This window comes from Stieleria neptunia, assembly GCF_007754155.1.
GTDB lineage: Bacteria > Planctomycetota > Planctomycetia > Pirellulales > Pirellulaceae > Stieleria > Stieleria neptunia.
Genome location: NZ_CP037423.1, coordinates 668,965 through 691,460 on the forward strand (window position 1 = coordinate 668,965; position 22,496 = coordinate 691,460).

18 protein-coding genes are annotated in these 22,496 nt (G+C 59.9%); 16 read left to right on the forward strand and 2 right to left on the reverse strand.

The features are described 5' to 3' along the window. The first annotated feature begins 270 nt into the window (after nucleotides 1-270). The 5 genes from Enr13x_RS02485 (at nucleotide 271) to Enr13x_RS02505 (ending at nucleotide 7,684) form a co-directional block, all read left to right on the forward strand. Nucleotides 271-2,145, forward strand: a complete 1,875-nt coding sequence (locus tag Enr13x_RS02485) for a DUF1592 domain-containing protein (RefSeq protein ID WP_145384535.1) — start codon at nucleotides 271-273, stop codon at nucleotides 2,143-2,145. Beyond that, complete coding sequence (locus tag Enr13x_RS02490; RefSeq protein WP_145384536.1) at nucleotides 2,142-3,479, forward strand: DUF1552 domain-containing protein; 1,338 nt, start codon at nucleotides 2,142-2,144, stop codon at nucleotides 3,477-3,479. Before Enr13x_RS02485 ends, Enr13x_RS02490 begins: the two co-directional genes overlap by 4 nt. Next, complete coding sequence (locus Enr13x_RS02495) at nucleotides 3,476-5,842, forward strand: HEAT repeat domain-containing protein (RefSeq protein WP_197455723.1); 2,367 nt, start codon at nucleotides 3,476-3,478, stop codon at nucleotides 5,840-5,842. The genes Enr13x_RS02490 and Enr13x_RS02495 overlap by 4 nt, the downstream gene beginning before the upstream one ends. Before the next feature lie 103 nt (nucleotides 5,843-5,945). Next, complete coding sequence (locus Enr13x_RS02500; RefSeq protein WP_145384538.1) at nucleotides 5,946-6,821, forward strand: MBL fold metallo-hydrolase; 876 nt, start codon at nucleotides 5,946-5,948, stop codon at nucleotides 6,819-6,821. Nucleotides 6,822-6,895: 74 nt separating this feature from the next. Beyond that, nucleotides 6,896-7,684, forward strand: coding sequence for an SDR family NAD(P)-dependent oxidoreductase (locus Enr13x_RS02505; RefSeq protein ID WP_145384539.1), 789 nt, complete (start codon nucleotides 6,896-6,898; stop codon nucleotides 7,682-7,684). Between the two features lie 48 nt (nucleotides 7,685-7,732). On the opposite strand, the gene Enr13x_RS02510 is transcribed toward Enr13x_RS02505, so the two are convergent. Next, the gene (locus Enr13x_RS02510; RefSeq protein WP_145384540.1) at nucleotides 7,733-8,230 is read right to left on the reverse strand and encodes a hypothetical protein; all 498 of its coding nucleotides are present in this window, start codon (nucleotides 8,228-8,230) and stop codon (nucleotides 7,733-7,735) included. A 359-nt stretch (nucleotides 8,231-8,589) separates the two neighbouring features. Here Enr13x_RS02510 and Enr13x_RS02515 point away from each other — a divergent pair, with 359 nt between their 5' ends. The 8 genes from Enr13x_RS02515 (at nucleotide 8,590) to Enr13x_RS02545 (ending at nucleotide 18,024) form a co-directional block, all read left to right on the forward strand. Further along, nucleotides 8,590-9,555, forward strand: a complete 966-nt coding sequence (locus Enr13x_RS02515; protein ID WP_145384541.1) for a glycerophosphodiester phosphodiesterase family protein — start codon at nucleotides 8,590-8,592, stop codon at nucleotides 9,553-9,555. Nucleotides 9,556-9,830: 275 nt separating this feature from the next. After that, the gene (locus Enr13x_RS02520) at nucleotides 9,831-10,895 is read left to right on the forward strand and encodes a potassium channel family protein (RefSeq protein WP_145384542.1); all 1,065 of its coding nucleotides are present in this window, start codon (nucleotides 9,831-9,833) and stop codon (nucleotides 10,893-10,895) included. A 156-nt stretch (nucleotides 10,896-11,051) separates the two neighbouring features. Then, complete coding sequence (locus Enr13x_RS02525) at nucleotides 11,052-12,239, forward strand: Gfo/Idh/MocA family protein (protein WP_145384543.1); 1,188 nt, start codon at nucleotides 11,052-11,054, stop codon at nucleotides 12,237-12,239. A gap of 89 nt (nucleotides 12,240-12,328) precedes the next feature. Continuing rightward, nucleotides 12,329-14,836 carry a hypothetical protein gene (locus Enr13x_RS02530; RefSeq protein ID WP_197455724.1) on the forward strand — a complete coding sequence of 836 codons (2,508 nt, stop codon included), beginning with the start codon at nucleotides 12,329-12,331 and terminating at the stop codon, nucleotides 14,834-14,836. Next, complete coding sequence (locus tag Enr13x_RS37635; protein ID WP_197455725.1) at nucleotides 14,833-15,174, forward strand: J domain-containing protein; 342 nt, start codon at nucleotides 14,833-14,835, stop codon at nucleotides 15,172-15,174. Before Enr13x_RS02530 ends, Enr13x_RS37635 begins: the two co-directional genes overlap by 4 nt. Then, entirely contained in the window at nucleotides 15,167-15,943 is a 777-nt protein-coding gene (gene grpE, locus Enr13x_RS02535; RefSeq protein WP_197455726.1) for a nucleotide exchange factor GrpE, read from the forward strand. The genes Enr13x_RS37635 and grpE overlap by 8 nt, the downstream gene beginning before the upstream one ends. Nucleotides 15,944-15,980: 37 nt before the next feature. After that, a complete protein-coding gene (locus tag Enr13x_RS02540) occupies nucleotides 15,981-17,789 on the forward strand; it encodes an Hsp70 family protein (protein ID WP_197455727.1) in 1,809 nt (602 codons plus the stop codon). After that, complete coding sequence (locus tag Enr13x_RS02545; RefSeq protein WP_145384547.1) at nucleotides 17,776-18,024, forward strand: hypothetical protein; 249 nt, start codon at nucleotides 17,776-17,778, stop codon at nucleotides 18,022-18,024. Before Enr13x_RS02540 ends, Enr13x_RS02545 begins: the two co-directional genes overlap by 14 nt. 1 nt (nucleotide 18,025) lies before the next feature. Here Enr13x_RS02545 and Enr13x_RS37640 read toward each other — a convergent pair whose 3' ends face one another. Next, on the reverse strand, nucleotides 18,026-19,261 hold the full coding sequence (locus tag Enr13x_RS37640) for an RNase H family protein (RefSeq protein WP_197455728.1): 1,236 nt from the start codon (nucleotides 19,259-19,261) through the stop codon (nucleotides 18,026-18,028). A 175-nt stretch (nucleotides 19,262-19,436) separates the two neighbouring features. Between Enr13x_RS37640 and Enr13x_RS02555 the strand changes: the two genes are divergently transcribed. From Enr13x_RS02555 to Enr13x_RS02565, 3 genes are all read left to right on the forward strand, one after another. Next, entirely contained in the window at nucleotides 19,437-20,084 is a 648-nt protein-coding gene (locus tag Enr13x_RS02555) for a phosphatase PAP2 family protein (protein ID WP_145384548.1), read from the forward strand. A 91-nt stretch (nucleotides 20,085-20,175) separates the two neighbouring features. Further along, a complete protein-coding gene (locus Enr13x_RS02560; protein ID WP_145384549.1) occupies nucleotides 20,176-21,408 on the forward strand; it encodes a glycosyltransferase in 1,233 nt (410 codons plus the stop codon). Next, nucleotides 21,405-22,277 (forward strand): SDR family oxidoreductase, encoded by an 873-nt coding sequence (locus Enr13x_RS02565; RefSeq protein WP_145384550.1) that lies wholly within the window; start codon nucleotides 21,405-21,407, stop codon nucleotides 22,275-22,277. Before Enr13x_RS02560 ends, Enr13x_RS02565 begins: the two co-directional genes overlap by 4 nt. The last annotated feature ends 219 nt before the right edge of the window (nucleotides 22,278-22,496 follow it).

A 22,496-nucleotide genomic window follows, 5' to 3' on the forward strand; every position in this document is an offset into this window, starting at 1 on the left:
CATGCGATGCTCGGGGGGAGAGCTGGAAGCTGTGTCGGCTGGCCGGGTCGCTCGTATGATCGCGTTCAGCCTGCTGGAATAGGCGATGCACACGAGATTTTTTGCATAATTTGCGTTCCACTGTCCGAAAGGTGATAATAAACCTCGTCGGGCCGAGCCCGGCGATTCCCGCCCCCGCCGCTCTCCCGGCGAACTTTCCCAAGGCGTTTGATTCGGCAGGAATGGCCGAAGCGATGCCGAGGGGCACCCGCCGACCGGACATCCCCGCCCATGACTGCATTACAACGCACGACTCGATGGATTTCGTTCGCCCTGTTGATCGGGCTGTCGGCCGGGAACGCGTTGGCAGAGGAGAATTTTCAAACCAACATCGCGCCGTTTTTGGAGAATCACTGCGTCGTCTGTCACAGCGGCGACGATTTCGAGGGCGAAGTCAGCTTTGACCGCTTCGATGATTCGGCGAACATCCAAGACAACTATGAGTTCTGGGAAAAGGTGTTGCGGCTGGTCGTTGAGCACCAGATGCCGCCGGCTGATCAGACGCAGCCGACCGCTGATGAAATCGCCTTGCTCGGTCAAGCGATCGAATTGGAGTTCAACGCATTCGATTGCACTTCGGTCAAACATCCCGGCCGCGTCACGATTCGTCGCTTGAACAAATCCGAATACAACAACACGATCCGCGATCTGTTGGGTTTGGATTTACACCTGGCCGACAACTTTCCTTCCGATGACGTCGCCCATGGATTCGACAACGTCGGTGACGTGCTGACGATCCCGCCGATTCTGTTTGAAAAATATTTGGACGCCGCCGCGACGATCGCCGAAAAAGCGCTGGCCGACGAACAAGCGAAGAAACGGGTGCTGCCGCGGGAAGCCGCCAACGACGACGAACAGGTCGCGGTCGCGCGCGAGAACATTCGTCAATTTGCCGCGCGGGCCTTTCGACGACCGATCACCGATGACGAATCCGATCGCTTGTTCGCGATCATGCGTGACGCGTTTGAACGCGGGGCGCCGCGTGACGAAATCTTCCAGACCGTGGTCGCCGCGATCCTGATCCATCCGAACTTCTTGTTCCGCGTCGAACGAGACCCAGACCCCGATGACGAAGACGGGATCCGCTCGCTGGACGGTTATGAGCTGGCCACGCGGTTGTCGTACTTTCTGTGGAGCAGCATGCCGGATCAACGGCTGTTCGATTTGGCGGCATCGGGCGAACTGACGAACAAGGACGTGTTGGCGGCGGAGGCGAAACGGATGCTCGCCGATCCCAAGTCGCGTGCCCTGGTCGACAATTTTGCCGGACAGTGGCTGCAACTGCGCGACGTGTCATCGTTGATGCCCGACCCGGTTCGGTTCCCCGATTTTGATGAACCGCTGCGTCAGGCGATGCGTCGCGAGACCGAGACGTTTTTCGAGCAAATGATTCGCCAGGATCGCAGCGTCTTGGAGTTTCTGGAAGCGGATTACACGTTCGTCAATGAACGCCTGGCACGGCACTATGGAATCGATTCGATCCAAGGCGAATCCTTTCAAAAGGTTGCGTTGCCGGCGGGGCGTCGCGGCGTGTTGACCCATTCGAGCATTTTGATGCTGACGTCCAACCCGACGCGGACGTCACCGGTCAAACGCGGCAAGTGGATTTTGGAGAATTTTCTGGCCGAACCGCCGCCGCCACCGCCTGCCGATGTGCCGGACTTGGAAGAGGGCGGCGAAGTCCTGGGATCGCTGCGCGAGCAAATGGAACAGCATCGCGCCAACGAATCCTGCGCGGTCTGCCACCGAAAGATGGACGCATTGGGGTTCGGGATGGAGAACTTTGACGCCGTGGGCGCGTATCGCGAGCGTGACGGCGCCTATGAAATTGACGCCTCCGGCGAGTTGCCCGGCGGAGTCGAGTTTGACGGGGCCGAGGAGCTGATGCAGATCCTGGTGCAGGAAAAAAGTCAGCAATTCTGCAAGTGTCTGGCCGGTAAATTGCTAACTTATGCGTTGGGGCGGGGTTTAACGTCCTACGACCGGTGCACCGTCAATTCCGCCTTGGCGGCCATGGAAAACGATGGTTATCGATTCAGTTCACTCGTCGCAGCGATTGTCACGAGTGATCCCTTTACGATGCGTGAGAGGAAGCGAGATCAATGAGTCTTCACACAAGCCGACTGTCACGACGCACCGTCCTCCGCGGGCTGGGCGTTTCGCTGGCCCTGCCGTGGATGGAATCGACGGCGCCGAAAGTCGTCGCCGGGTCCGCGACCACTCCAAACCGGATGGCGTTCATCTTTGTGCCCAACGGCGTCCATCTGCCCGATTGGACACCGCAGTTGGAAGGTTATGGCTATGACCTGCCGTCCATTCTTTCTCCCCTGGCACCGGTCCAGGATGACGTGCTGGTGATCAGCGGGCTGACCCATGACAAGGGACGCGCCAACGGCGACGGCCCCGGTGACCATGCCCGCAGCGCATCCGTCTTCTTGACCGGAGCACAACCGCGAAAGGAAGGCGATTTGCGTTCGGGGATTTCCGTCGACCAGGTCGCCGCCCAAGCCGCCGGTCACGCGACGCGATTTCCGTCGATCGAACTGGGGATCGAACCGGGGCGCAGCGCTGGGAATTGCGACAGTGGTTACAGCTGTGCCTACTCGTCCAACATCGCCTGGTCGTCCGAATCGACGCCGGTCAGCAAGGAGATCAACCCGCGATTGGTCTTCCAGCGATTGTTCGGTGACGGGACACCGGTGAAGCACGACCAAAATGCACTTCGTCGCGAGGCGTTGCGTCAAAGTATTCTCGATTACGTCGCCGAAGACGCCAAACGGTTGCAGTCCAAACTCGGACGCAACGACCAGCGCAAACTCGATGAATACCTGGACGGCGTTCGCGACGTCGAAAAGCGGATGGAACGCAAGGACGATGGGTTTGATGTTTCCGAAGACGTCGACTACCCGATCCCCGAGGGGACTCCGAAAGACTACGGCGAGCACCTTCGATTGATGTGCGACATGATGGTGCTGGCCTTCCAAACCGATCGGACCCGTATTGCGACCTTCATGTTCGCCGACGCGGGTAGCAATCGAAGCTATCGTCATATCGGTGTCGGCGAAGGGCACCATAACCTGTCGCATCATGGTGGTGATTCAGGCAAACACGACAAGCTGCGAAAAATCAATCAATTCCACGTGGCCCAACTGTCGTACCTGTTGCAGAAACTGAAGTCGACGCCCGACGGCGAGCACGGTTCGCTGCTGGACCACACGTCGGTTTGCTACGGCAGCGCGATCAGCGACGGCGATCGTCACAACAACGAAAACCTTCCCATCCTGTTGGCCGGTGGCAGCCAGATCGATTTGGGGCGGCATGTGCGTGTCGCTCCCGAAACCCCGATGTGCAATTTGTTCCTGTCGATGCTGGACCGCTTCGGAACGCCCGTCGATTTCGTCGGCGACAGCACCGGGCGCATTTCGGAGCTGCAGATTTGAACGTCACCGCGCAACGATGGCTGTCAGTCGTGTTGGTGCTGGCCGTTTGCGTCGCGTCCGCCACAGCTGATTCACCGGCTGATTCACCGGCCGATGGCAAGAAAGCATCGGAGATCGACCAGCTGGCATCGGCGTTGTCGAGTGTCGAAATCGACGAGCGACGGGACGCCGCCTATGCGCTCGCAAAACTCGGTCCCGACGCGCTGCCCGCGATCGATGCGTTGATCAAGGGATTGGATGATCGTGACGATCAGGTTTGGATGCAATCGGCGATGGCGGTCGCGCGGATCGGCCCCCAAGCAGAACCCGCGATCGATGCCCTGGTCCGCAGCCTGGGTGATGATGACGAACAACGACGCTATCGATCCGCTTGGGCGCTGTCACGCATCGGCACCGCTGCGATTGAGTCGCTGGTCGACGCCGCGAAAGATGATTCGACGCGGCGCCGAATCGCGGCGCTCGACGCGATGGGCTGGATGGCCGGTGACGCCGATCGTCTGCTGGAAAGTTTGGATGATGCGGTGCGTGACGAGAATGCCGACGTGCGACGTCAGGCGACTGCGTCGCTGTCTCGGTTGGGACCGGTCGCCGCCGATGCACTCGGAGCGGCGCTGGGCAGTGACGACGAATCGGTTCGCGCCCTCGCGGCCGAGGGATTGGCGAAAGCGAAGCAACGCGCGGCGCCCTACCGGGATCGCTTGGTCGAATTGCTGGACGACCCCGACTCGGCGGTCCGCGCCGCGGCAATCGTCGCGGTCTCGGTCGCGGCGGAACCGGATGACCGGCTGATTCAGTGGATCATCGATGCCGTTGTGGACCCCGATGTCCAAGTCCGCAGCGGCGGCGTGATCGCGCTGCGTAACTTGGGGGATGCATCGGATCGAGCGGTCGACCGATTGATCGAACTTCTGCAACGTGACGACACGCACGATCGAGACGCCGCCGCGTTTGCGATCGGCACGCTGGGCTCCAGGGGGGCGAAAGCGATCGGCCCGCTCGTCGCGGCACTGAAGCGAGACTCCGATGCGAAGGGAGATGCTCAGGCGAATCAACCGTCGCCGATCGACGACGCACTTCGACGGATCGGGGCGGCGTCGGTTCCTGCGCTATTAAACGCCGCTTCGGATGTCGACCAATCACGAGACCGTCTGGCCAAGGCGCTCGCGCAAATCGGGCCGGTCGCGACCGCGCCGCTGATCAACGCGTTGCAGACGGAAACCGGCGAGTCGAAAACGATCGCGGCACAGGCGATCGGAGCCATGCGTTCGGTACCACCGTCGGCGATCGAACCGTTGGCCGCCTGCCTGGATGATGTGGATCCGAGTCTGCGCGAAGTCGCGGCGGCGTCGCTGGGACGCTATCGGCAACTGGATGACGCCGTGGTGTCGCGGCTTCGCACGCTGTGCCGGGATCCCGAAACGGGCGTGCGTGCCGCGGCGGTGTTTGCCGTGGCCAACGTGGACGAGGACCAGTCACGCGTCACGAAATTATTGCTCGACGCGCTTGATGATGACGAACCCGAGGTCCGGCGCAGCGCGATCGGTGGTTTGACCAGAATGGAATCGAAGTCCACCGAAACGATCGACGCATTGATCGTCGGGCTGGACGATTCCGACGCGCGGGTACGTCGTGACGCGGCGATCGCGATCGAAGCGGTCGGCGAATCCGCCAGACGCTGCGCGCCGCGGTTGATGCAATTACTCGGTGATGAAGACGGCTCGGTCCGCGCCGCGGCGGCCGCAGCATTGGCGACGACGGCCGCACCCTCGACGGAATTGATCGCGGCACTGGGTAACGGTCTGTCCGATCACGAGGATCCGGTCGTGCTCGCGTCGCTGCGTTCGGTCACGACGTTGGGGGGCCAAGCCGGTTCGTTGGCCGACGCGGTGATCGCCCTGACCGATCACTCGCGGGCCGATCTGCGCGCGGCCGCGTTGGTGTGTCTGGCAAAGATCGAATCGGACCGGGAGAAGTCGGTGCCGCTGTTGATCGAGGGTCTGGACGACCTCGACTGGGCGGTCCGACGCGATGCAGGGGCGGCGCTGGGTGATTTGGGTGCCGACGCCAAGGCCGCCGTGCCGGCGCTGTTCAAGTTGTTGCCGGTTCCCGAGGACACGAATTTCGCCAAGACCGCCTTGCGCGCGATCAACACCGCCGGTCCCGAAGCCGTGCCCGTCCTGTTGGAAGGCATCGAATCCAACGACCGACGTCAACAGTACTATTCGCTGTACATGCTGGGCAAAGTCCGCCCACGGGCCACCGAAGCGATCCCGATTCTGAAGCAGTTGCTGGAGGAAACCGATAGCCGTGGGATGAAACGGGCGTATGAACGCGCGATCGAAGAGATCAGCGGTCAAGATTGAGTGGGGTAAGCATCTTGCTTGCCATTCTGGTAAAAATATAGGCACAGTGCTTTGCACTGCTGGGAACGCAAGCAGGATGCTTACGCCACGGTGGGACCATCCGATGAGTTTAGACCATCGCCTCACGATCACGGGCTATTCCACCGCGCTGTTTTCGACGTGGTATTTCGTCGATGAGCTGGGCTGTCTGTTTGACTGCGGCGACGGCGTGTCGGCGGGACTGCTTCAAAAGGCGCGCAAAGTCAGGCACGTCTTCATCTCGCACCCCGACCGCGACCACTTGGCCGGGTTGCTGCAATTCCATCAGCTCAACGCACGACCGGAATTGTCGATCTACTTCCCGCGTCATGCCGGATCGTTCCCCGCGCTGGCCGGATTCATGGGCAAATTTGATCCGCAGGTGTCGGGGACCAAGTGGATCCCGCTTGATCCGGGCGACGAAGTGTCGCTGCGAGGCGACTTGGTGGTGCGTGCGGTCGCCAATCGGCACATGACGCCAGTCGCCGACCAATCCAAGAGTCTCAGTTATTTCGTGGAAGCGATCAGCAGAAAACTAAAGCCCGAGTACGTCGGAAAGTCGGGCAAAGAGATCGTGGCGCTCAAACGAGAGCAGGGTAAGGATGCGATCGTGGAAGAATGCCGCCGCACAAAGCTGGTCTTTTCGGGCGATACCCCAATCGAAACCGATGGGCGGTACGATGACGCGGACGTGTTGATTCACGAAGCGACTTTTTTGTCCAGCGAGGAGATGAACCCCGACGATCCGAGTCAGAATCGACACAGTTCGCTCGACCAGGTGATGCAGATGGTCTCCCAGAGCCGCATCGGAACGCTCGTGCTGGGGCACTTTTCGACACGCTACCACGACGATCAGATCACCGAGGCAATCGCTCGACTGCGAAAAAAGTTTCCGATCCAGATCCCCATCAAGGTCATCTTGCCGGGTAAGATCGGACGCGACATTCTGGCGGATGTCTGAAGCGGCTGTCGCATGACCGCCGGGCCGTTTCAATAGAATGATCTGTCGCCGAAAACTTCATGAAGGAGTTCAGCATGCCTGAAAACGCAGTCCTGCCGGGAATCAAACTGTTTGATCTGACCGATCAAGTGGCCATGGTGACCGGGGGATCAAAAGGATTGGGGTATGCGATGGCGGCGGGACTCGCGTCGGCCGGTGCCGGCATTGCCCTCTGCAGCCGCAACGCCGAAGAGGCCGAACAAGCGGCGACGCAGATCGGCGACCAGTACGGGGTTCGCACGATCGGCGTCGGTGCCGATGTGACCGATCCAAATCAGATTGAATCCTTTGTCGCCAAGGTCGAGCAAGCGTTTGGCGCGGTCGACATCCTGGTCAACAACGCGGGCATCAACATTCGTGGTGCGATCGGCGACTTGACCCACGAGGACTTTCGCAAGGTCCAACAAATCAACGTCGACGGAGTCTGGTCGGTCTGCAAAGCAGTGATTCCCATCATGAAACGACGCGGTCGGGGCCGGATCATCAACTTGGCCAGTACGCTGGGGCTGGTCGGGCTGGCCAACCGCACGCCTTATGCGACCAGCAAGGGCGCGATCGTGCAGATGACGCGGGCGCTCGCGCTTGAGCTTGCCGAAGACGGCATCACGGTCAACGCGATTTGTCCGGGCCCGTTTTTGACGCCGATGAATGAACCGATTGCGGAGACCGAAGAGGCAAAAAAGTTCATCGTCGGGGCGGTGGCGTTGAATCGCTGGGGAAGGCTGGAAGAGATTCAAGGCGCGGCGATCTACCTGGCCAGCCCCGCATCGAGCTACACCACCGGCAGCATGCTGGTCGTCGACGGCGGCTGGACGGCGCGCTGAATGCCACGCCTGATTGCGCCCGGTAAACAGATCCCATCGCGCCGGAGGCTACAACACGTTGCCGGCACCCGGAGTGTAAGTCTCCGCATCGATGCTTTCTGTCTTGATGCTGACTGCTTCTAACAAGCCGTGGACTTCGACTTGGGCGTCGAACTCGACTTTGGGTGAGATGATGGAGACTTGATCGGCGCTGATCGCGATCGCGGCGAAATTAATGGTCAAGACTCCGTCGGAGAAATCGAAGACTTGTTCGAAGGCCGTCACTCGGTCGGAGATCGCTTCGCATTCGCTGATCTGCATCTCGATCGCGTTCCCCTGGTTGGTCAATTGTTGCTCGAGCGTGTTGATTTGGGATTGCTGCTGTGCGACGAGTGCGGCCAAGGCGGCGACTTTTTCTTCCAGTGTCGGGCCTGGGGGAAGCGTGGATTTCACTGTGCTGAACGACTGGGTGGGCGTCAGGAGCGAAGACTTTGGTTCGGCGGAGATCGCGGTCGTCGCGGTGGTGAATGCGATCAGCAGCAACGCAAGGGCTCGATGATGTTTCATGGGATTTGATGGGGTCGAATGACGATGGCGGAGACAGGTCGGTGTCATGCCAAGCGAGGTTGGCCGGCGATTGTTACGGAAAAATCGCCACTTCCTTCTGAACGCCACCACATTTGATTCAGTACGCCCGGTGACCAACGTTCTTGCTAACCGCATCGCGCCGAACAACACCGATCGGTTGCAGAGACGTCTCTGAATCTGTCGGGCGGAACTGTCTTTCCGCAATCGACGTGGTTGGGATTAGCGAGCAATGTCGAAAAATCGGCTAAAATTCGGTATCACCCCAGGCGGAAGCCTCTCCCACTGTGGATTGACAGGCTGGAAGCCTATCCCACTTACTTGCCGATAAGGTTTGGTTCATGACATTGGAATTTCGCGTCTTGCTTGTGCTCGCACCGATCTTGCTTCCTCTCCGGAGCGGCATTTCCCAAGACGCGGCGCCGGCAACCACTCCGCTGCATCGGATCGCTCCCCAGTCACCTGCGGAGCTGCGCGAGCTGTTTCGCTACACCGGGACGCCCCTGCCGATCGTCAGCGCCCATCGCGGTGGCGCCGGGCCGGGCTATCCGGAAAACTGCATTGCGACTTTTGAGCACACACTCACGCAAACCTTTTCGATACTGGAGATCGATCCCCGCATGACCAAAGACGGCCACGTCGTTCTGCATCACGATGCGACACTCGAACGAACGACGACGGGATCCGGAAGACTGGCCGACAAGACGCTCGCCGAACTCAAACAATTGCGGCTCAAGGACAGCGAGGGGAACGTCACAGAGTTTCAGATTCCGACGCTCGATGAAGTTTTGCGTTGGGCGAAGGGCAAGACCGTGTTGGTCTTGGATCAGAAGGACGTGCCGCTGGAAACTCGCGTCGGCAAAATCAGCGAGCATGGGGCGGAAGCCTACGCGATGATGATTGTGGGGAATTTTAAAGACGTCGCCGCCTGCCACCGGATCAACGGCGACATCATGATGGAAGTGATGATCCCGAGTCGCGCCAAAGTCGAGGCGTTCGATGGCATCGGTGTTCCCTGGCAAAACGTGATCGCCTTTCTCGGTCACGTTCCGCCGACGGACGAATCGCTCTACGAGGCGGTCCACAAAAAAGGAGCGTCCACCATGATCGGGACCTCACGAAACCTGGACCGCCAGTTTCACTGGCGCGTCCGAGACGAGGCCGACTCGCTGCGACGTGACTATCAAGCGATCTTGGGCCGGGGCGCTGATGTGATCGAAACCGATTTGCCTCGAGACGTCGGACGCCTGCTGTATGGGCCGCCGTTGACGTCACCACAGGGGCGCCGAGGGTTGCGGATCGAGTAGAGCGGACGGCGATTGCGGCGAGATGGTAGAAAAACAGGGGGCAGAAAAATGACGTTCGGATGGACGACAGGAAAATGGGTGACAAGAAAAGGGAGCACCGGGAGGGCGTCGCGGTGAAGGGGAAGGGGAAAACCGTGGGGGATTGTGATTGCCTGTGCGGCGGCTTAACGTGGCCTGTGCGGGCATTGGCCGAAGCAATCCTTGACGCGGAGGATTGAGCCGACGAGGCTCGGTTGCATCACTTCGTCCCTTGACGCGAACACGCATGGCGTTTCATGAATGGGTCCACTTCGATCAACAAGATGCGTCTGGGCATGGCCGTTCTGGCCGGCACGTGTCTGATTGCGGTCACGGGCTATGTGATCGCCGGTTGGTCGCTGCTCGACGCGGTGTACATGGTGGCGATCACCATTTTTGGTGTCGGTTATGGTGAGGTGCGTCCGGTCGTTGATCCCGGGCTAAAACTGTTTACCCTGGCCGTCGTGGTCGCCGGGTGCAGCAGCGGCATTTACGTCCTCGGTGGGTTCGTGCAAATGATCGCCGAGGGAGAGATCCAACGTGCTTTGGGAGCCAGACGAATGAGCCGTGGTATCGAACAGACCCAGGGGCACGCCATCATTTGCGGATACGGACGCGTCGGTCGCAGCCTGGTTGCCGAATTGCGGGAAGCCGGCGTCGACCTGGTCGTCGTCGACCGTGACACCGAACGGCTGGCCGAAGCGGAGCGGGACGGAATCCTGGTGGTCTCCGGCGATGCGTCCGAGGAAGACATCTTGCGACGAGCCGGCATCGACCGCGCCTCCGTGCTCGCCTCCGTGCTTCCCGGTGACGCGGAAAACGTCTTCGTCACCCTGACGGCACGCGAGTTGAACGAAACGATCCAGATCATCGCGCGTGGCGAATCCGAAGCGACCGAGCGAAAACTGATTCGCAGCGGTGCCAATCGAGTGGTCCTGCCGACGATGATCGGCGCGTCCAAAATCGCTCAGCTGATCGCCTGCCCCACGGTCGAGACACTCGTCAGCGATGCCAAGGCGTTTTCGCGAATGAACCAGGACCTGGAGGCATTCGGGTTGGGGATGATGGAAATCCCGATCGCGGCGCAGTCAGCGCTGGTCGGCTGCACAATCAAAGACATCGAGCTGACCGGCGATGGCGGGAACGTCGTGGTCGCGATCAATCGCTCCGAAGGCGAAGTGATCCGCAATCCGAAAATGGAAGATGTCGTCGGGGCGGGCGACCGATTGATCGTCCTGTCGCACAAAGAAGACCTGCCCGCCGTCACCCGCCGCGCCGCGCAGAAATCCGAGCAGATGTCCTATCGCGGGACCCGCTATTAAACAGTGGGGCAAGCTTCCAGCTTGCCATCCGGCGAGCTGAAAGCTCGCCGCGTTACCGGAATCGGCAAGCTGGAAGCTTACCCCACTTGGCAAGCTGGAAGCTTACCCCACTGTTTCGATTACAATTCGGCTGTTTTCATCCTCCAGGAGACAGTTATGGATCGTCGTCAGTTTGCCGCTCTTTCTGCCGGGCTCGTTGCCGCCGCACATGCAGTCGGCCAGTCCGAATCAAATTCGTTTCCGGTCGCGGTGATCGGGCACACCGGCCGCGGGGATTATGGGCACGGACTCGACACCGTTTGGAAACGCATTCCCGGAGCGTCGATCGTCGCGATTGCCGATGCCAATCCGACGGGGCGACAAAAAGAACTGCAAAAACTCGGACTCGACGCCTCCGCTGGCTACGCCGACTATCGTGAGATGCTCGCCAAGACGTCGCCACGGATCGTTGCCGTCTGCCCGCGTCATGTCGACCAGCATCGCGACATGATCTTGGCGGCGATCGAATCGGGGGCCAAAGGCATCTACGTCGAAAAACCGTTTGTTCGAACCCCGCGCGAAGCCGACCAGGTCTTGGCGGCATGTGCCGAGCATGGCACCAAAGTGGCCGTCGCCCATCGCAATCGATACCACCCGGTGATGAAAGTGGTCGCGGATTTGATCGCAGAAAAACGCATCGGACGCGTGCTTGAAATCCGCGGCAGGGGCAAGGGGGACCGTCGCGGCGGAGGCGAAGATCTGTGGGTGCTCGGATCACACGTGCTGAACATGATCACCGTCCTGGCCGGCAAACCGCAAAGCTGTTCTGCAATGTTGATGCAGGACGGACGCCCGGTGACAAAGCAGGATGTCCGCCAAGGGGGTGAGGGTCTGGGGCCGCTGGCCGGCAACGAACTGCACGCCAGGTTTCTGTTTGACGGAGGCTTGACCGTCTATTTCGATTCGGTGGCCAACGACGGGACCGCGAACCACGGATTCGGTTTGCAAATCATCGGCAGCGAGGGGACGATCGCCATCCAAGCCGACCGCAATCCGCTGGCGTATTTGATCCCCGGCAATCCCTTTCAGCGTCGCGATGCGGGATCACGCTGGCTGCCGATCACCAGTGGCGGCGTTGATGTCGCCGAGCCGAACCCTGAACTGATCCATCGGGTTCAACATCATGACGTCGCCGCGTCGGATCTGGTCCAGGCGATCCGCGAAAACCGTGACCCCTTGTGCAGTGCCGCCGAAGCCACGTTGACCGTGGAAATGATTTGCGGGGTCTTCGAGTCGCATCGCCAAGCTGGCGCAGCGGTCTCGTTCCCCTTGGCCGAGCGGGACCATCCGTTGCTTGCATTGTAAATCACCGTCGACCGGACCTGTCCTGGACGACTTCCTACGGAAACGGTCCCCACTAGAGCAGCACGTTCCCTCTTCGTTATTCTGTATCGATGGCGAACAAGAAAACGAAGCGAAAACCGCCGCCACGACGTCGAAAACGACCGGCAACCCCGGCGGCTACATCGGAGCGGATCGAGAAACGCTCACAGCGAATGAAACCGTTGATCGCGGCCGGCGAACCGATCGAGGACGCCGCCGTTTTTGATGACGCGGCCCTCAAGTCACTGCCCGAGGATCTGGCCGGTGAAGCCGCCGCGGTGTGGGAATCGCTCTCCGCGGTCGAAACGGGGGACGACAAGCGGGCGATCGATCTGCTCAGCAAAATCCCCCGAAAAAGCCCCTACAGTCAGTGGCGGATGTTCATCCGCGGTTTGATCGATTGGTATCGCGGTGATGCCGCCAAAGCTGACGACGCTTTCTCGCGACTGGATCAAGATCGTCGCCCCGCCCGAATCGCCGCGACGCTCGTCGAGGCCAAGCAGCAGCCCGCCGCCGAGACAGTGCGCCCGGGGACGGCGTTCGCCAGGTCGGTCCTGATCGAACGACCTGCGTTGAAAGAGGCACGTGACATCCTGCTCAAGAAAGAGATCATCCCCGCCGAGATTCGAGGCGATGTGCTGATCGGTTTGGAGCGATTGAATGCACTGATCGAGTTTTTCAAAGCACATCGGCAGTTCGAACCGCGGCTCGTCGCTGCCCTCGGCGAAGAAGTGATCTCGCGACTGTTTCAGATGACCTTTGTCGACTTGTATGAGTGGGGGATCAAGGCGATCCCTGGCCCGCCGCACGATCCCAACCATACGCTTCGCAGCCATTTCTACTTTTCGCGATTTAAGAGTTCGAACGCGAAATCCGAGCGGTCTTGGGAACGCTATCTGAACGAGGAGCTGCCGAAGAACCAGCAGTTGTCTCCTGCGATGCGTGGCGCGATTGCCGCCCAATTGCATTTCGGCCGGGCGATGGAGGACATCGCGACGCTGGCCCAATCACCGTTCGCTCAACTTGGCGTCGACCCGTTTGAAGAAAACACTGACCTGGAGGAGCAGATCTTTCGCGGACTCGAAGCTGCGACGAAGAGCTTTTCGAAATTTGAACGGGCACATCAAGAGCGGACGAAGTGGATTCGTCAATTCGCCGAAGACCCAAACCAGCGCAAGGACGACCGGGCGTACTGGGAACAGTGTCTCGCCGAAGCGATGCGAGACTGGTCCGAAGGTGTTCCCGACAGCATCGAACCGAGATTGTGGTTGGTCGACTATTATCTGGAAAACGAAGAACTCGACCTCGCCCAGCCCCACGTCGATTGGCTCGGAAAGTCGCGTCATAGCGATCCCCGCGTTCGAGCCACGCGTTGGAAATGGTGCCTCTTGGAGGCCATGCGATTGTGCCGACGAAAAGCCTGGCTGGGGCAAGCCGCCGAGCAGCTCGATCAAGCCGAGGGCTGTTGGCCGAGTTGGTTGTCCCCAACCTGGTCGGGTTACCTTCGCGCCGCACTGGCCCTGCGGCAAGGCGACGCGGAGCAGTACCAACAGCGGAGGGCCGAGGCGAGGGCGGCGCTAGATGATGGAGCCGATGCCGACCTGGCCGACGCGGTGATGATGCTGGGGGCCGCCCAGCGGATGCGAGTGCCCAGTGCCGATCTCAAGCCGCTTCGCGTTCCCGTTGATGAGGCGGCGAAGAACACCTCGGCGCTCTCCTCCAAGACACTGCTTCTGGCCGGCGCGTTTTTCTACGACCTGCATCGCACCGGGCTGCTCTATCCCGCCTATCGAATGCACGGCGGAAAATTCGCCGACGAGCTGTTCGGCCGAATCGAAACCACCGCGGAGTGCAACAAAGTTCTACAGCTGGAGGCTCCCGGGTGGCCCGCCATCTGCTGGTTGTCGACACGCACCCTGTTTGCGGGGACCTATCAACCGAAGCTCCCCGCCGGTCTGCAAAAAGCTGGAAGCAAATTCAATCCTGATCTGACCGCGGCCCTCGAACTGCAAGCGATCCTCCAGGTCCCCAGACTCAATCGAAAACCGCGGCAGCTTTCTGCCTTGGTGCGGCGGGTCGGGGATGCAGCCGATGCACAGACCGATCCGTTCCAACGACATTGGTTCCATACGTTGGTCCGTGAAGGGGAGATGGTCAGCACCGCGGATAGCGATTTCGAAGACTCCTTCCGCAAGATGTTTGAGCGGGTCATCGATGGCGTCGACCCCGATTGGGAGTCCGACGATGACGATGACTTCTACGAGGACGAGGACGACGAAGACACGTTTGACCCGTATTGCGGTTGCGAACATTGCACCCGTGCTCGAGAACGACTGGGAATCCCGCATCCGATCAACGAGGAGGATGGGGACGAAGGCATTGATCAGCGGACGGGTCCGTCCATGCGACTCGATCCCGCAGCACTCCCCTTCGGCGAGCCCGCCGCAACGGCCAATTTAGATCCCAACGTGGAGCCTCCGCCGCCGAGCACCCCAGCGCCGCGGCCCAAGTTTGAGGTCGATCCCGAACGGCGCCGCAATCGACCGAAAAACCCCATGAAGAAACGGAAATCGCGATGAACGACTCAACCGCCTCCTCCGTCACCGATCCGTTCGCCGTGCTGGGATTAAAAGCCGGATGTGACGAATCCGAAGTCCGCGCGCGATACCTGGAACTGGTCCGTGAGCACCCGCCGGAAAAAGACGCCGAGATGTTCGGTAAGATCCAAGCCGCCTATCAAGCGGCGCGCGATCCCTTGTTCCTGGCCAAACAGCTGATCTGGTTCGATGAACAGGAGCCACGACCTTGGAAGCAGATCCTGGACGAACAAGCCGCGCAGACGCCTCGATTGCCCACCGCCAATCTACTCAGCCTGGGCAATCTGTCGGCCAAGGCGAAGGAGGATCAAGATGGGTGATTCAATCGCCGAACGACAAAACGATTTCGGTTTGATCGATGTGATCGAAGCCTTCACCGCGATGCGGCAAGAGTTTCGCAATCGGTCCAACGAAGACCGTGAACTCGCCCAATCGCTGAATGAATCGACGACGAAGGTCGAAAGTTTTGCCCAACGGGTCACCGGATTGCTCGATTCCATCGAATCGAAAACCACTGCGTCGTCGGAGGATGATGCGGCACGACGATTGGCCGAGTGCTTGGCCGAGGTGGATCATTGTGTGTCCTATGCGATCGCAAGGGTCACCCGACCGAGTTCCGCCCCGAGGGAGCAGGTCGAACAATCGATCAAAGCACTCGAGCGAAACATCCGCGCGCAGTCCGAGACCGTGATCGCGTCACAGGGCTGGCTGGCGCGACGGTTCGCCCGCCCGGCCGCAAATCAAATCTGCGAGATGGTTGACCGGGAACTCCAGCGTGCCAAACATCAACTCGACCAAGCCCTGTCGGGAATTGCATCGCAGGATGCGACGATCAAGGGACTGGCGATGCTGGCCGATCGCGTCCGAAAGCTGATCGAGACCAGCGGGATCACCAAGGTCGAGACCGTGGGAAAACCATTCGACGGCGAGATCATGCACGCGATCGCTTCCGTGGCCGCCGAAACGATCGCCGAATCATCCCCCGCGCGAGACGATTCTCTTGCCGGAACCGTGATCGAACAGATCGCCCCCGCCTACCTCTACAACGGTCGGGTGTTGCGATTCGCGGAAGTCAAAGTTGCGTTGTAACCGCCCCCCTGTTTTTATTTAAATTGGATCCCTTGCAGTGACTCATTCTGACCCCTCGCCCGTGATCGGCATCGACCTCGGCACCACCAACAGTGTTGTCGCGGTCGTCAACGCAGGTCAGCCCAAGGTCCTTGCCGTCGACGGTGCGTCGATCATGCCTTCGGTGGTCGGGATCGATCCGAGTGGCAAATTGATCACGGGCCTGGTCGCACGCAACCAACAAGTCGCATTTCCGGACCGGACGGTGACGTCGGTGAAACGGCAAATGGGCCAAACGGTCCAAATCCCGATGGGCGACCAGGAATTTTCGCCTCCGGAAATCAGTGCGATCATCCTCCGCCGCCTCAAGGACCACGCGGCGATGGCACTCGGGGTTCCGGTCGACCGCGCGGTGATCACCGTGCCCGCGTTTTTTGATGAAAATCAGCGTCAAGCGACTCGTCACGCCGGGGAATTGGCGGGACTCAAGGTGGAGCGGATCATCAATGAACCGACCGCCGCCACGCTGGCCTATCACGTCCACGAAGATCGCGATATCAATGTCGTCGTCTACGATTTCGGTGGCGGGACCTTCGACGTTTCCATCGCCCGAATGGAGTCCGGCGTGATCGAAGTGATCAGCAGTCGTGGGGACACCGCACTCGGCGGCGACGATTTAGATCTTGCCCTGATGAATCACGTTGCCGACGGGTTCCAATCGAAACACGCGGTCGACCTGCGCGAGGACACGTCGGCCCGATGGCGATTGTTGCACGCCTGTGAGTCGGCCAAACGCGACTTGTCGACCGAGGAAACGGTGACGATTTCCGAAGAATTCATTGCCGAAAAGGATGGCCAACCCCTGCACCTGTCGGTCACGGTTTCGCGTGATGAGTACGAAACGCTCATTTCCGGCTTCATCGATCGTACCATCGAGTGCGTGGATCAAGCGTTGCGGGATGCGAAACTGACGTTGGACCAAATCGATGAACTGGTCCTGGTCGGTGGCTCCACCCGGACACCGTTGGTCGAATCCCGCTTGCGCCAGGAATTCGGACTCGCCCCCTGTCGCGCGGTCGACCCGGATCTGGCGGTTGCCCTGGGGGCGGCGATTCAGGGCGCGATGATTGAAGGCCAAGCCGTCGATGCGGTGTTGGTCGACGTCGCCACCCACACCTTGGGCATCGCAGCCCTCGCAGGCAGCGGATTCGGATTGGGTGATCTGAAGTTCGTGCCGATTCTCCACCGTGGGTCTCCGCTGCCGGCCCGTTACGAAGACGCGTTCTTTGCCGTATCCGACGATCAAAAGATTGCCGAAATCAAAGTCTATCAAGGCGAGCACGACGATCTGAAGCACAACAAACGGCTCGGGAAATTCGATTTGCCGCTCAAGGATCCTACGGATCTACGCGGCAAAATCGTCGTCCGATTTGAATTGACCCTCGACGGAACGCTGAAAGTCACCGCCACACAGTCGGCTTCCGGAATCAGCGAAGAATTGTCGATCAACAACGCCCTTTCCGAGTCCCAGGAGGAAGGACGCGCCGACGCGCTCCGGCGAATCGACGACCTGTTCGAAACGGTCGAACCGATTCCGGCGGAAGACGCATCCGAAACCCAACCAGGTTGGCAACCGCGGCATCGAATCGACGCCGCCCAAGACGTTGCGGACCCGAATTCGTCGGCAAAAGAACTGGCCCTGATCGCCAAAGCGATCCGCGTGGCGGGCTCGGCCGGAAAAGAAGATGCCGAAGAACTCCACGATTTGATCACGCAATTGAAGGAAGCCGTCGACGAGGAAAACGACGACTTGATCGATGCGTTGGTCCAAGAGATCGAGGACGTGATCTTTTATGTCGAGCAATGACTTTCGTTGCCCCGCTTGCAGGGCGAAGCAACCCCTGCAACCGGTTTGTCGTCGCTGCGACGCCGATCTGAGCCTGCTCGTTCGCGCCACCGAACACGTCGCTGCGCTGATAGCCCGGCACGAACAGGCGCGTGCTCAAGCCGACCATCACGCCATGGAAACCACCGCGCGACAACTCGCGTTGCTCGCGCCCAAGCGGCTGACGGCGATCTGCCCCGACAAACGCGATCAATGACTCACCGCGTCTTGTAGCTTTCGGCCACATCGACCTTGGCTTCTTCGACGTGGTAAAACCGCTTGCAGTGGGTGCAGTACAGGTACCAGGCGAAATGATAGGCCGCGTTCGCCTTGTGCTTCTTGGGAATCCGTTTCTCCAACGCGTGACCGCAGGCTCGGCAGGGGTCACCCGCTTTCTTCGGCTTGCCGCCAGACATCACGTTGGCGGGCGCGGTGACGTTGGTGGTGGCGGGGCCGGGCGTGGTGGGGTTGGGGGGCGATGAATTGACGGGGGTGGCCGGGGCAGCCTGGCTGGCCGGCTTGGACTTGCGTTTGGCTTGTTTTGATCGAAACCCTTCATCGATGGCCAGGGAGATCGCTTGCCTCGCTTCGCCGGCCAATTGATCGCAGCGGTCGTTGTCTTCGATCCCCGAATGACCCTTGATCCAAATCACTTCGACATCATGCTTGAGATACTGATCGAGAAACCGTTCCCAGAGATCCATCGATCGCGATTTCTTTCCTTTCCATTGCCGGGAGGCGTGGCGAAACAGAAGTCCGGTGTTGACCGTGTCGACGACGTAACGTGAATCGCTGTGAAGCCGCACCCGACACGGCCGCTTCAACGCCTCCAGCCCGACCACCGCCGCCATCAATTCCATCCGTTCCACCGTCGTTTGCTGGAACCCGCAACTGATCTCTTTGTGGTGGTCGCCGAATCGCAAGACGACGCCATACCCGCCCTTGCCGCCTTCTTTTTCCGCGCCGCCGTCGGTGAAGATCGACACACGCCCCACCGGGTCGCTGTCGCAGTTTTCCGACAGATAAATCAATTCTAACTCCGGTGACCGCGCAAAGGAGTACAGCAGTTGGCGACGAATCTCGGTCTCGTCCAAGCCGCGTCCGACGTGAAAGGGCAACCAAGCCAACGAGTGAAACCCACGCCGCAACGTCTCCTCCAAGATCGTCTTTGCCAGCCGCTTGAAGTCCTCGGCACGGAGTTCGCCTTGGGGATGAACACGCGACGGGGCCAAGAAAACAGTCGCAGACCGATCGGGCGTGGGGGGCAAAACAAGCAGTTCGCCCGGTCGCAGGTCGCCGGCATTAAAATGCCGCTCGTACGCATCCGCCACGTCGCTGAATGCCGCCGAACATCGACGCAGCGCAGCGGTCGGCTCACCGCCGACGCAGTCCACGTCGACGATCAATGCGTCCGTCGGCAATTGCGTCAATGCAGTGCTGGAAAATCGAAGCATCGGCGGAAGCGGTCTCGGGCGGCGCTGGGCGTTCTAGAATAGCTATTGTTCGTCGTCGGCGGAGCGATGTCCAGGCCGTTCGAGGTTGGGGGCAGAACGATGGGGGCAGAACGATGGGGGCAGAGTGATGGGGGCAGAGTGATGGGGAGGACAGAGTGATGGGGAGGACAGAGTGATGGGAGGGCCGAACGATCGAGAGCCGTTGTGGGTCTGGCCCGATGCGCGGCAACGCGTTCGATTGGGACTCGCCCTGCTCGGGCTCAGTCTGCTCTTTGTGATCGTCTACGGGGGCGCGGAAATCATCACGTCGCTGCGAACGACGCGTTATCCGGTGCATTTTGCGTTTGAATTGTCGCTTCCGTTTGTCCCCGAATTGAGTCTCGTCTATTCCTCTGTTTATTTGATGTTTGGGTTCATTGCACTGACCTTGCCAACCAAAGACCGGCTGAATCAGTTTGTCGCGCAAATGGTTCTGATGACACTGATCGCCGGGGTGTGTTTTCTGATTTATCCGGCCGAGTTGGCTTTTGAGACACCGGAAGTGGTCGGATGGGCGGCCGTGCCGTTTCGCTGGGCTGACCGAATCAATCTGACCTACAACTGTGCGCCCTCGTTGCACGTGGCGTACGCGACCTTGTGTGCCGCAACGATGTGGCGACGCCGGCGCAGCTGGGGGCTTGCGTTTTGCCTGTGGGCGATCGCCATCGCGGTCTCGGCCTGGCTGACCTACCAGCACCATCTGGTCGATTTGATCACCGGCGGTCTGCTGGGCATCTGGACGGCCCAGCAAACGAGCCTCCACCGCGTCTTCGCGCGACACTAGACTCGTTGCGGTTGGTCGCCCGGCGGCCGGGTTCGGGGTATGCTGTAGCCCCCGACAACCGCGGCAAATGAATCCCCCGTCTGCCTCCCCCATGCATGTTTTATTTGTCCACCAGAACTTCCCCGCCCAGTTCGGGCAAATCGCCAACCACTTGGTGCGCAAACACGGTTGGCAATGCACGTTTGCATCACAGCACGGCGGTGAAATCGAGGGCATCGGACGTGTACTGTACGAACCGCGGAGTGGCGCCCGTGCGGAGACAAATTTCTGCAGCCGAACCTTCGAAAACCAAATCTGGAATTCGACCGCACTGTTCGACGCCCTCAGATCACGTCCCGACGTCCAGCCCGATTTGATCGTCGGACACAGCGGAATGGTTTCAACGCTGTACTTGCGCGAATTGTACGATGCGCCGATCATCAACTATTTTGAGTTTTTTTATCGGACCCACGACAGCGACATCGATTTCCGCGTCGACCTTCCCCCCTGCGACACCGCCACGCTGCTGCGAGCCCGAACCCGCAATGCGATGCTGTTGCTGGATTTGGAAAACTGTGATGCCGGTTACGCCCCCACCGTATTTCAACAGTCTCAATTGCCGGCGGAGTTCCAGCCCAAGATCCGCACGATCTTTGACGGGATCGATACGGAATTCTGGAAGCCGGTTGAACGTCCCAGCCGTCGGGTCGCTGCGATCGACATCCCGTCGGACCATCGGGTGTTGACCTACGTCAGCCGGGGCATGGAATCGATGCGTGGATTCGACATCTTCATGCAAATCGCCGATCGAGTCTGCCGGGAACGCCAGGACGTGACCGTGCTGGTGATCGGTGAAGACCGGATCGCCTACGGTGGGGACGCCCGATTCACCGAAGGGAAGACGTTCAAAGAGTGGTTCCTCAGCAAACATCCAATCGACCTCTCACGCATTCACTTCGTCGGACGTGTCCGCCCCTCCGAGCTTGTCCAAGTGTTTTCCCTGTCGGATGTTCATCTCTACCTGACCGTCCCGTTCACATTGAGCTGGTCGTTGCTCAACGCGATGAGTTGCGGCGCGCTGGCGATCGGCAGCGATACCGCTCCGGTCAGAGAATTGATCGAAGATGGAACGAACGGATTGCTGGTGGATTTTTTCCAGATCGACCGTTGGGTGGAGCTTGTCTTGCAGGTGCTCGATGATCCGGCCGCGTTTGATCCCCTGCGAAAGGCGGCACGGCAGACCGTTTTGGATTCGTACACGCTGCCAAAGTGTCTGGACAAGATGCTGGCACTCTATCGTGAATTGGGAGTGGGCGTCGACGCACATTCGAGTACCGATCCATGATGCTACTGTTGGGCGGCAGCGGGTATGTCGGCAGGATATTTGCGAGGCGGCTGTCAGATCGGGGGCTGGATTTTCAAGCGATTTCACGACGACACTACGACTACACCCGTCGCGATCGACTGATCGAGCTGATCGATCAAACCCGGCCGTCGTTCTTAATCAACGCCGCAGGGTACACGGGCAAGCCCAACGTCGAAGCCTGCGAACACCACCAAGCCGATTGTTTGCTGGGCAACGCCGTCCTTCCGGGCATCGTCCGCGAGGCCTGCGAGCTGCGCAACCTTCCTTGGGGACACGTCTCGTCGGGCTGCATTTACAACGGCACGCGTCCGGATGGATCGGGGTTTCGTGAAACCGACCCGCCAAATTTCTGCTTTCGATCACCGCCCTGCAGTTTTTATTCGGGCAGCAAGGCACTCGGCGAAGAGTGTCTCCAAGACGCGGACAACGTGTTTGTGTGGCGATTACGAATCCCGTTCAGCAATCGCGACGGCCCACGCAACTATCTGTCAAAAATGATGCGTTACGACCGTTTGCTGGAGGTGACCAATTCACTTGCCGACGCCGATGAATTCGTCGATGCCTGTCTCCACTGCTGGCAAAACCGTGTCCCGTTTGGCATTTACAACATTGTCAACTCCGGCGCGGTCTCGACCGGCGAAGTCGTCCAGTTGATTCGGACACACCGCAAGATCAGCCGCCCCTTTCAATTCTTTCGCGATGAAGCCGAGTTCCTGAACGCGACCAGTGGAGTCCCACGCTCCAGTTGCATGCTGGACAACTCGAAACTCATTCGCACGGGGTTTCCGATCCGCGATGTCCGTGAGGCGGTCGCAGAGGCGCTGCAGACTTGGCAACCGGAGCGTTGACCCGATGCTTCTACTTTGGCTCTAACGGTGTTAGCGGAACGGCGCGAGCCGTCCGGTTGCGTTTCAAAAAACACGTGAACGACCGGAGGGCTCGCGCCCGACCGCTAACAAAAACACCCCGCTTGGCTCGCGGCTTCAACACCGCCGAGCTTGAAAGCCGATGACGGTTGCTGGCCACCATTGCTACCCTGCCTGCTTCTGTTGGTTCGTTGCCACGTT